The organism is Dyadobacter sp. AC419, assembly GCF_979253085.1.
In genome coordinates, this window is the sequence record NZ_CEEDCD010000009.1 from 37,998 (window position 1) to 46,932 (window position 8,935).

The following is an 8,935-nucleotide window of genomic DNA, read 5'->3' on the forward strand; positions in this document are numbered from 1 at the left end:
AAACTCAAATAGAATTGATACGTAAAGCTAACGAAAAGTCTCTAATTGACGAACTTAAAAAGAAACTTGATTACTTTGTTTTTGGTGCGATTATGCAACAAAAGCGGTCATCACGTAACATAAAAGAATATTCTGGACTCATATGCATTGACTTTGATAATGTCACAAGCTTAGAAAGAATCAAGGGCAAAATTTGTAAGGATAAGTATGTGATCCTCTGTTTTGTAAGCCCTTCGGGGAATGGGTTGAAGGTTGTCGTAAAAATTGCGACAACTGATTTCAAGCTAGCCTGGGAGTCACTTGCTTGTTATTTCAAGAATCAGTTCGGTATCCAGGCTGATAAATCTGGCAAGGACGCTGTTAGGGCATGTTTTGTAAGTTATGACCCAGATGCACGTATAAATCTATTTGCTGCGGTTTATGATGTTAAGCCTCCGTCAAGTTTAAGCTCTGTAAAATATCAACAGTCAGATTTGGAAAGAGCCAAGTTGGTAGCTGAACGTATAGTCAATTCCGTTGTAGATATAACCGAAGGGTATGACAATTGGATTAAGATTGGTTTTGCTTTGGCGACGTTTGGCGAGAATGGCAGGGAGATTTTCCATCAAGTATCGTCAAAAAATACTTCATATAATGCTGACACAACGGATCAGAAATTTTCTGACTGTCTGAAAAACGGGAAATTCACATCACCTGCTTATTTTTTCAGGGCTGCCAAAGATGCCGGAATTGCTATTCTTAAAAGAAGCAATATCGAATCAGAAAGCGAGTCAATAACCAGAAATGACCTATTTATCAGGGATAATGTGATAACGTATGACTTACAAAACTTTGAAATCGTTGTAAAATCAGGAAAGGGAGCTTTTACGATAGCTGAAAACTTTCTGGTATTTATCAAGTATCAAACAAAAGATGAAAAGGATCGGATCACCTGGCTAATCGAAATTCAGCGTCCAGATGAAGAGAATCTATACATTACTATTCCGCACGATGATCTATTTGAAGCAAAAGCAATTGAGAAGATTTTCGGGGCATACAAGCTCAGTTTTTCTTTAAATTCACTCCAATTGCAAAAATTGAGGAAGTTTCTGTTTCTAAGCACCACTTTCCCAGTGGCTCAATCCGTTTTGCGGTATGGAATGGAGCCTAATTCTGAGCTCTATTTTTTCTCTAACCTAGCCATAAGTAAAACAGGATCATTACTAAAGCCTGATATTCATGGCATCATAAATTTTGACGACCAGTGCTTACAAGCTTCCGAATTACCAGAAAGGAGCTCCTTCGGCATTTGAGTATTCAGAAAATGAAGTAACGTTTAATGACTGGTTTCAGTTATTCTCGTTGGCGCAAGGCGAGTACATAAGCTTTCTAGCCGCTTCCTTTTTGCTATTCAGCATATTCCGGGACATAGGCGTCAAGATCAATAACTTTTCACCAATGCTCTTTATTTCGGGTGTTGCCGGATCGGGCAAGAGTACAACATTCATCCATTTGAACTACGTATTCGGCACTGATGGAAAGGGAATGACTGTTAATTTAAAGGGAAAAAATACTGAAGCAGCTGTCGTCGCAAAAATGGAACAGCGATACAATGGTTTTCAGTTCTGGCGACGAATACTACCCAAACCATCCGCTCACTCCCTTATTTCAAGCCTCATTCGATAACAAGGCTTATTCTAAACTCAATCAATTTTCGGAAAATTACATTGACACCATTGACCTGGTTCCAAAATGTACCGTTGGCTTTGCCTCCAATTTTTTACCAGATTTACCAGCTGATGAACCTTTTTTCAGCCGTATCATGCTGATAATTAACAATAATCGAAAGCCATCCAATATTCAAAAGGAAGCATATAAAGCCCTTGTGGAGCTGGAACAAAAGGGTATCACCTCTGTTTTGAGACAACTTTGGTCATACAGAGATGTTATCAAGGCTGAGTATAAAAAGGCGTATCAGGATTTAAAGTCTGCATTTGAAAAGTCTCTGGGAGCCGTACCATATCAGTAATCACCGATACATATATAATGTAGCTCAGCTTTTGTCCGTCCCATACATTCTTGCAAAACAAGACATTATAAGACTAACGGATGATGACGACGTCCTTTCTTTTTCCTGGAGCATGGGAAAAAGGCAATACTAACGTCAGAAGAAATTTCGAAGGATAAATCATCGTTGCAGGAATTCTCGGCGTAGTTCAGGAACTATTGGATAGAGGAGCGCTGATTCCAAATGTTCATTACCGATTGAATAGCTCTGACGTGACAATTAATTTTCGGAGAGTTTACAAAAAGTTTGAATTTGAATTTAAGCGTTTGAACCGGTTTGAAGTTGCACCACCATCCATTCACATACTGAGAGAAGAGCTTCTACAACTGGTCAATAAGCCTGAATCTGAGTTTTTCAAAAAGCTTCGTTTTGCAAAAGAAAATGAATTCGGTAAAATTGATTTCGCACGAGATTCATTTTCAATCGATTGTAAAATTTTGAAAGAAAAATTCGATTTTGAAATCGGCTGAAAAAATGCCACGCTGCCACGCTTAGTATAAAGGGTATTAAGTGACTATATATCAATTATTTATGTCATAAAAATACGTGGCATTTTCCGTGGCATTGCGTGGCATTTGTGGTATTGTGGCAGAGTGTGGCATTAAAAAGCCACGCGGAAAAATATATAATGATCTTATCCACAGTAAGTTAAATACGTTGTGGCAAATAGTTGAGGCGTGGCAGGAAAAGACATATCAAAAAATAAAAAGAATGGACAAAAAAACGATAAAAGAACTTTACGAGTGTAAAGACCGAAGGAGGCAACTCGCTCTGTTTAAAGCTTATTCTTCCTGGCTGTTTATGGACGCCTCGTTGAAATTTATACAGGAACGGATTAATCGAGATCTGGGCTTTAACCTGGTCACTGTACGGGATATCAAATACATCAGACACCACTTTAAAGGCCAGCTGCAAATCGTCCCCAAATCTTCTATGGCAGTGAATGTCAAAGCCCCGGAAGCAATATTTAGAGAACGACCGGCAGATGTTGTTTCCTGGACGAATCCGGATGAAGTAGGCAGCAATCAAAACATTTTAAAAACTAAATTTTCCTAATGATCATGAAACAAGTACATTTTATCATGCAGAGCAAAGGAGGAGTAGGCAAAAGCCTGCTAGCAGCTCTAATCGGTTTAAAAAGTCAAAATTCGGAGTCCACGGCTTTTGTTGACCTGGATTGCAGCACTAAGTCATCGATGAGACAATTGAAATTTCTGGGCGGAAACAGACTGGAGGCTGTTTCTCTTCTGAATGAAAAGGAGGTTTTGGTGCGGGATAATCTAGTATCATATCTCGAGAGTCTAGTAAACACACCATTTGAAGAAATCATTTTTGATTTTGGAGCGCCTGAGTCAGAGCAGTTTCCTGCATTGATTGAAAGAGATTTGCCGTTTGAAGAGTTTATGGAGATGCTTCAAATGAAAGTTAACTATCACATCGTTATTGGCGGTGGAAGCGCTTACATTCCCTCAGTCCAGTTTTCCTGCAGAACCTCTACAGGATCGTTGATAATAAAGCATCCCTCACAGTATGGGCATCGATCACGACATTTAATCACCAACCAATGCTTTTAAAAGAGTTGCAGCAAAACTGTGAAAAGCTGGGTTTGAAATTATGCAAGTTTGGAGATTTTGATCCTCAAAGCCATTTGGGTGGGCAGATTCTGGACTCCATACGACTGGGTATTCCTCTTGAACAGTATAGCCCTGGATCGAAACTCCGAATGCGGAAAGAACTTACTGAAAACATTAATTTTTAGGATCAATGCAAGAGGTTAACCAAGAGTATCTCAACCGGATTAAAGGGCGGTACACGGAAAAATATGCCACTGTAATGGATGACTGGACTGCAATCATTTTGCACGAGGTGAACGAAGCGGTTGCGCTATTACGAAGGGAAAACAGCTCAAAACTTTCTGAAAGTATTCAGGAAATGAGCGCTGCTTCTGAAAAAATTAGAGGTCAGGTACACCAGGTCCGTTTTGATAACAAACAACAAGCTTTTTTCTATGGATTGGGCAACCACTTACTTTATGGATTGACCGGTATTCTCAGGTATCTGTTCAATTATCTGGATATACACAACCCAAACAGATTTTTCTGAAAAGCGCGAGTTTGTTAATGAGCACCCCGCTGTCGAGAAATTTCAAAGCATTTATCTGAATGGTAAGACTATTAACCAGGATGGATATGAATTTCTTGTAGTTGAACCAATTGAAGGCGATAAAGTGGAATTTGCTCGTAACTACCTGTATGACAAGAAGAACAATCGTGTATTGGTCCCAATTAGACGAAAATGAAACCAATTAAACCGGTTTAAACCTAATTGATCCCAGTTGAACCATCCTATACAAACGGTTTAAAAGCAAGCTATCGCCTGTACGTCGCGAAAAGCGAGCATACAGGCGAGGACTTATTTGGGGATACCCCAAACCCCAATATTCGCTTGGGCTCATATTTAAAAAAAACAGAAATGGAAAAGATAAAAGGCCGACCGTCGCTGCCGTCTAAAAGGCAGAAGAGACTTCATTATTCTGTATGGCTAAATGAAGAACAAAAACAGAAGATTGACGAACGTATTTCAAAAAGTAATCTTTCGGCCAGTCAATACATCCTTGCTCAACTAGAACTGGTACCAGTGAAATTACCAGTCCGGCGGGACATTCCGGATCACATTTCCCGGCAAATAATTAACCTCGAAAAACTATCGGGTATCCTCGCTTTTTACGCCCATCGGACGAAGGACCAGCAGTTGTTAACATCTGAATGGATGAAAAGCTCACAAGTAATCAGACGACTTTCAGAACTGGTTTCAAAGTGGCTCTTCGAGCAATTCGAAATACCAGCAATGCAGGACTTTTTTCGAGACCAACAGCCTGTCTTTTGAAAACCTTCTTCAATTGATTGGATCAGGGGAAGATACCGAAGAGCAAAAGATTTACCTTTCTGAAATTTATAAACTCTACAAGAAAAATGAGCTGACGTGGGGGAAGTACAAAAGCTATTACAGCCGCTTAGATCATGATCTGTCTATTTTTCAAGCGGACAAAGTCACGGTAGTTGAAGATGTTTATGCAGAAATTAAGAATGAAATCAAGCAAATTCTGGAATCCTTATGATTGGTAAAGCTGGGTTAGGCAACTACGCAAAAGGAATCTTAGAGTACTGCTACTATGAAAAGAATAATCTTTCAGAACGCAAACGGAATGAGCTAACCATCAATGATGTCCGTGGTGAATTAGTTTATATTCAAAATCTCGGAATTGATTTCAAACCGGATGGGAGATTGAACATTGATTATCTGTCCAAGCAGTTTGTTCACAACCAAAACCATAACAAAAATCTTAGCAAGTTCGTGTGGCACCAGACGTTCAGCTTTCCTCCGGAAGAGAAGGTCAAAACGGAAACGGTGCGCAGTATTTGTGAACGGTTTTCGGAAGAATTCGGTCCGGGAATAATCAAATGATTGCTTTTATTCACCGAGATACTGCCCACCAGCATTTTCACATTGTAGCAAACCGGATTGCCGGTAGTGGAAAGAATACAGCAGACCACTTCAACAACTATCGCCGCACCGGAGATTTTTGCCGGAAGATAGAGCTCGACATGGGTTTAAGCATCGCACCAGAAATGAAGCAGCGCGGTAAAAAGGAAAAGGTAATTATAGAGGTTGATTTCAAAGCTGAGCTTTTGCTGAAACTACCAAAGGTGGTGAAAGAGTCTAAACATTTCAGCGAGTTTACTGCACTTATGAAAAAACAAGGAGTTAAATGTGACATTGGCCGGGGTTTGACATTTATTCATGCCCAGACAAACCAACGGATCAAGGGGTCCGACATATCAAGAGAATACAGTTTACAAAATTTAAAAAATCAATTTGCACTTTTGAATACAGCAGCTGAAAAGGTCAAGTCTGTTAAAAAAGGATTGTCGTTATAAAAACTATCGACTTAATTTTCAATTTGCCAACAAGGTTCCCGACATCGTTAAGGTCTTAACAAAATTTTGGGATTTGTCGACGATACTGAAACTGAGGGAGATCGCAAGGAGATATGGTAGCAGCCAGCCGGAGTTAAAAGCTATGGTTTGGTTCAATGGGACTGCAATGCTCAATGGTGTATGTAAAGTGTTTGTTAGTGTACATGAAAACCGTGGTTAAATCGAACTATGCCCATTTTTCAATTTTATAGCATATCGTGGCTGGGAACGCGAATATTTTACAGTTAAGTGTTGTCGGCATACGTTTGATTGTACTTTGATTGTCAATACTCAGCGATGTGCAGGCTTGTTCGCTTTTGGACAACAATGATAAGCAATCCGAGGAGAATGAACGGGATGCTAAGTATCTGGCCCATATTGAGCAGCATACTATTTTCAAAAGCTTCCTGATTTTCCTTAAAATACTCATCGAGAAAGCGGAATGAAAAAAGGATCGAATATCATAATTCCAAATCAGTACCCCATCTCCCCATTTTGTTACGTTTGCGGCGCCATAGATGAAAAACGAGTCCGAATATCAGACCACAATAAATCGCTTTGTACAATTGAGCCGGGTGTCTTGGGATATTATCAATATGGGTGAATACAAATGCCCAAGGCATATTAGTTGGAATTCCAATCATTTCTGAATTCATTAGATTTCCCAATCGTATGAATGCCCCACATAATGGGACTACAACAGCAATCCGGTCCAGGAGCCAAAGGAAATCCATTTTTTTCCGCCTCAGCGAAAATGAAAGCCGCCATAATCAGGCCAATCCCACCGCCATGGCTGGCTAGCCCTGCAAGTCCGGTAAAATGAAATGACGGGGTTAAGGAGACAGGCAAAATCTCAATTGGATGCTGCAAGTAATGCAGGGGTTCGTAAAATCAGAGTATGCCCCAACCGCGCACCAACCAAGGTACCAACGATTAAAAACAGGGTAAGCTTGTCAATTTCTTTGTCAGGGCGCTTTTCAATCTTAAAGATGTAGGTCGCCACAAAAATGCTCAGGAATATGCCAATTGCCCAAAAGATTCCATACCAACGCGGAACACTTGACCAGGAGAATGCTTCGGGCTCAGCATCCCAGATTATGTAGTTTAGCATTAGCAGGTTTGACAAAAAATGAGCAAGAATATAACGGACGATGCATTATAAAGAAGCCTTTGAAGTTTCTGCTGTTTGCTGAACTCTTGGTGTATTATAGATAAAATATCGTCCTCAGAAATCAGCGGATCTTCAAAATTCATTTTTTGTTGCTGCCCAAGCGTGTTTTAACCTATTGTTGTTCATTGAGATAACGTTCTTTGAGTTTGTGTTTTATGCGGTTCAGCCTTGTGCTTATATTCGTTGCAGTTAGAATCAAGTATAGCAGCAATTTCCTTATTGGAATATTCCTTCGGCCAAAAGGATGATGATGGCACTTGTCACAATCCTCAGAGGGTGCTAACCAACCAGGCAAATTCCTGGATAAAATCTGCCGCTCACATCAGCGCAAGAAGAAAATATGATCAAGGTGCAGTTGCGACAACGATTCATTTGCACCCAAGTTGTGATCCTTTTTCCTCTTGGCTAAAATTGTGTTAAGGGCTACCCTGTAAATCTAGGTGCTGATCTTTGAATCACCTCGAAATGTTGGAAAGGAACGCCAAAGCTGTAAAATGACATCCTGCCTGGCATCTTTGAAATCATCAGATCTGGAAAAATAAGTGTTGCAAATACTATTGATTATACCCAGTGTTCTCCTGGATCGTTTTGATAAAATCTTTTTCAACAGACATAAGTACTGAGTTTCAAGAGCATTCTTATTGTTAGTATGTTTTCTAGTTGAGATTGTCACAAATTCGCTTTTTTATTTTATGTTAACATTTCTTTCTGCTTGGAAGAACATGGCTATTAGGTTAGGTATCCTGCTTTTTAGCACCGTAAAGGACACAATTAGATGGCCAGGATCCTTCTACAGGCTTTTCTCTTTAAATTGATTAATAAACTTCAAATCAATCAGAAGACTCACCATGCATCATTTGGTGGCCTGCCATGCCTGTTTGTGTGTGTGTGTTGCCATGCCTAAAATAATTTTTTTTTTTAGGGTCTCCAGCTCCGCCATGCCACTGCCATGCCATGCCACTGCCATGCCATGCCATGCCATGCCATGCCATGCCAAAAAAAAAAAAAAAAAAAAAAATGACCATGCCATTGCCATTTTTTTTTTTTTTTTTTTTTTTTTTTTTTCTGGAAAAGAAGTGGTGAGGGTGAGAGGAAAAGGGTAGTAAATTCAGTGGCAACAGTGCATGCTGGCCAGCCATGCCAAAAAAAAAAAAAAAAAAAAAAAAAAAAAAGGTGGAAGATGAACCATGAGAGGCTGGGAGGAAAAAAAAAAAAATTTGCCATCCTTGCCTGGGTGCCATGCCAAAAACCTACCATTCCAGCCATGCCAAAAAAACAATTTTTTTTCTGATGCCAAATTCATGCCACCATGCCTTGGGATGAACAAAAAAATTGAGAAAAAAAACAAAAAAAAAAAAAAAAAAAAAAAAAAAAAAAAAAAAAAAAAAAAAAAAAAAAAAAAAAAAAAAAGCTGCCAAAAAATGCCATGCCTGTTTTTTTTTTTTTTGCCTTGCCAGCCTCCGCCTGCCAGCCTGCCAAAAAAAAAAAAAAAAAAAAAAAAAAAAAAAAAAAAAAAAAAAAAAAAAAAAAAAAAAAATGCCACCATGCCATGCCTGCCCCCGCCATGCCATGCCTGGGTAGGACAGTGAGTGGTTGAGCCTGAGTGCGTGGGCCTGGGAGGAGAAAGAGAAAAAACCCTCCTGATTTAAAAAAAAAAAAAAAAAAAAAAAAAAAAATTTTTTTTTTTTTTTTTTTTTGTTTTGTTTTTTGTGTGTGTGTGTGTGTGTGAACATGCCATGC

At 39.3% G+C, this 8,935-nt stretch carries 13 protein-coding genes and 2 pseudogenes; 11 read left to right on the forward strand and 4 right to left on the reverse strand.

The window, feature by feature from the left end; translation table 11 throughout:
* The first annotated feature begins 14 nt into the window (after nt 1-14).
* Nucleotides 15-1,292, forward strand: a complete 1,278-nt coding sequence (locus AC0IYG_RS04325; RefSeq protein ID WP_471709807.1) for a BT4734/BF3469 family protein — start codon at nt 15-17, stop codon at nt 1,290-1,292.
* 36 nt (nt 1,293-1,328) lie between these two features.
* On the opposite strand, the gene AC0IYG_RS04330 is transcribed toward AC0IYG_RS04325, so the two are convergent.
* A complete protein-coding gene (locus tag AC0IYG_RS04330; RefSeq protein ID WP_471709809.1) occupies nt 1,329-1,487 on the reverse strand; it encodes a hypothetical protein in 159 nt (52 codons plus the stop codon).
* A 104-nt stretch (nt 1,488-1,591) separates the two neighbouring features.
* On the opposite strand from AC0IYG_RS04330, the gene AC0IYG_RS04335 reads away from it, so the two are divergent.
* The 9 genes and pseudogenes from AC0IYG_RS04335 (at nt 1,592) to AC0IYG_RS04375 (ending at nt 5,985) form a co-directional block, all read left to right on the forward strand.
* Nucleotides 1,592-2,008 carry a hypothetical protein gene (locus AC0IYG_RS04335; protein WP_471709810.1) on the forward strand — a complete coding sequence of 139 codons (417 nt, stop codon included), beginning with the start codon at nt 1,592-1,594 and terminating at the stop codon, nt 2,006-2,008.
* A 251-nt stretch (nt 2,009-2,259) separates the two neighbouring features.
* Nucleotides 2,260-2,517: a hypothetical protein gene (locus AC0IYG_RS04340; protein ID WP_471709812.1), complete on the forward strand. Its 258-nt coding sequence runs from the start codon at nt 2,260-2,262 to the stop codon at nt 2,515-2,517.
* 76 nt (nt 2,518-2,593) lie between these two features.
* Nucleotides 2,594-3,103 (forward strand): hypothetical protein, encoded by a 510-nt coding sequence (locus AC0IYG_RS04345; protein ID WP_471709813.1) that lies wholly within the window; start codon nt 2,594-2,596, stop codon nt 3,101-3,103.
* 5 nt (nt 3,104-3,108) lie between these two features.
* Entirely contained in the window at nt 3,109-3,621 is a 513-nt protein-coding gene (locus AC0IYG_RS04350; protein ID WP_471709814.1) for a P-loop NTPase family protein, read from the forward strand.
* Nucleotides 3,612-3,806, forward strand: a complete 195-nt coding sequence (locus tag AC0IYG_RS04355; RefSeq protein WP_471709816.1) for a hypothetical protein — start codon at nt 3,612-3,614, stop codon at nt 3,804-3,806. Before AC0IYG_RS04350 ends, AC0IYG_RS04355 begins: the two co-directional genes overlap by 10 nt.
* A gap of 5 nt (nt 3,807-3,811) precedes the next feature.
* Nucleotides 3,812-4,150 (forward strand): hypothetical protein, encoded by a 339-nt coding sequence (locus AC0IYG_RS04360; protein ID WP_471709817.1) that lies wholly within the window; start codon nt 3,812-3,814, stop codon nt 4,148-4,150.
* Between the two features lie 222 nt (nt 4,151-4,372).
* Nucleotides 4,373-4,933: a hypothetical protein gene (locus AC0IYG_RS04365; RefSeq protein ID WP_471709818.1), complete on the forward strand. Its 561-nt coding sequence runs from the start codon at nt 4,373-4,375 to the stop codon at nt 4,931-4,933.
* 13 nt (nt 4,934-4,946) lie between these two features.
* Nucleotides 4,947-5,165, forward strand: coding sequence for a hypothetical protein (locus tag AC0IYG_RS04370; RefSeq protein ID WP_471709819.1), 219 nt, complete (start codon nt 4,947-4,949; stop codon nt 5,163-5,165).
* Nucleotides 5,162-5,985: pseudogene (locus AC0IYG_RS04375) on the forward strand (relaxase/mobilization nuclease domain-containing protein). Before AC0IYG_RS04370 ends, AC0IYG_RS04375 begins: the two are co-directional and overlap by 4 nt.
* A gap of 323 nt (nt 5,986-6,308) precedes the next feature.
* Here AC0IYG_RS04375 and AC0IYG_RS04380 read toward each other — a convergent pair.
* From AC0IYG_RS04380 to AC0IYG_RS04390, 3 genes and pseudogenes are all read right to left on the reverse strand, one after another.
* Nucleotides 6,309-6,758: pseudogene (locus AC0IYG_RS04380) on the reverse strand (prolipoprotein diacylglyceryl transferase).
* A 119-nt stretch (nt 6,759-6,877) separates the two neighbouring features.
* The gene (locus AC0IYG_RS04385) at nt 6,878-7,135 is read right to left on the reverse strand and encodes a prolipoprotein diacylglyceryl transferase family protein (RefSeq protein WP_471709820.1); all 258 of its coding nucleotides are present in this window, start codon (nt 7,133-7,135) and stop codon (nt 6,878-6,880) included.
* A gap of 890 nt (nt 7,136-8,025) precedes the next feature.
* Entirely contained in the window at nt 8,026-8,334 is a 309-nt protein-coding gene (locus AC0IYG_RS04390; RefSeq protein ID WP_471709821.1) for a hypothetical protein, read from the reverse strand.
* 48 nt (nt 8,335-8,382) lie between these two features.
* Between AC0IYG_RS04390 and AC0IYG_RS04395 the strand changes: the two genes are divergently transcribed.
* The gene (locus AC0IYG_RS04395; RefSeq protein WP_471709822.1) at nt 8,383-8,784 is read left to right on the forward strand and encodes a hypothetical protein; all 402 of its coding nucleotides are present in this window, start codon (nt 8,383-8,385) and stop codon (nt 8,782-8,784) included.
* Nucleotides 8,785-8,935 lie beyond the last annotated feature (151 nt).

Excerpts from the sequence above, each read along its gene's own strand:
- AC0IYG_RS04330 (WP_471709809.1), bottom strand. The coding sequence starts at position 1,487 with ATGAATGTTGTACTCTTGCCCGATCCGGCAACACCCGAAATAAAGAGC.
- AC0IYG_RS04335 (WP_471709810.1), top strand. The coding sequence starts at position 1,592 with ATGGTTTTCAGTTCTGGCGACGAATACTACCCAAACCATCCGCTCACT.
- AC0IYG_RS04350 (WP_471709814.1), top strand. The coding sequence starts at position 3,109 with ATGAAACAAGTACATTTTATCATGCAGAGCAAAGGAGGAGTAGGCAAA.
- AC0IYG_RS04355 (WP_471709816.1), top strand. The coding sequence starts at position 3,612 with ATGCTTTTAAAAGAGTTGCAGCAAAACTGTGAAAAGCTGGGTTTGAAA.
- AC0IYG_RS04360 (WP_471709817.1), top strand. The coding sequence starts at position 3,812 with ATGCAAGAGGTTAACCAAGAGTATCTCAACCGGATTAAAGGGCGGTAC.
- AC0IYG_RS04385 (WP_471709820.1), bottom strand. The coding sequence starts at position 7,135 with ATGCTAAACTACATAATCTGGGATGCTGAGCCCGAAGCATTCTCCTGG.
- AC0IYG_RS04390 (WP_471709821.1), bottom strand. The coding sequence starts at position 8,334 with ATGGCTGGCCAGCATGCACTGTTGCCACTGAATTTACTACCCTTTTCC.
- AC0IYG_RS04395 (WP_471709822.1), top strand. The coding sequence starts at position 8,383 with ATGAGAGGCTGGGAGGAAAAAAAAAAAAATTTGCCATCCTTGCCTGGG.